General features: G+C 62.9%; 1 pseudogene. It reads right to left on the reverse strand.

The features are described from left to right. Positions 1-493, reverse strand: a pseudogene (locus ACNFG0_RS22855) (RHS repeat protein); the annotation flags it as partial.

Consider the following 493-nt stretch of genomic DNA (forward strand, 5'->3'; position numbering starts at 1 on the left):
GCTGCCGGCCGTTTGCTGGCTACTGGCTTTGAGCACCCGTTGGCTACTGCTGTCATACCGGTAGCTTTCGCGGTCATCCGGACTGCCTTCACGCTTCACCGATACGACCTGCTCAAGCTCGGCACGCGGCGTCCAGGCCAATGGTTGCCCCGGCAACAGCACGGCCTGCTGGCCGCCTGGGGTGAACAGGGCTTCGACGGCTGATGACTCTTTGGCGAGGGTACTGAGCACCGCCCGGTTACTACGCTCGCTGACGGTGATATCAGTGGTGTAGCCGTTGTTCGTGGCAGGGGCACTGTGGCGGATCTGGGTCAGGTTGCCCGCCGTGTCGTAGGTGTACGTGCGGGTGTACGGGGTGTAGGTGGCACTGTCGAAGGGCGTGACATGCGGCAGGTGACGGCCTTGTTGGCCGGCGTTGGCCATTTCACGGCCGGTGGCGCTGATGAGTTGGTAGAGGCTGTCGTAGGTGTAGGTGTTTTCCGGTACCACCTTC

The sequence above is a fragment of the Pseudomonas sp. NY15372 genome (assembly GCF_048068215.1).
GTDB classification, from domain to species: Bacteria; Pseudomonadota; Gammaproteobacteria; order Pseudomonadales; family Pseudomonadaceae; genus Aquipseudomonas; species Aquipseudomonas guariconensis_A.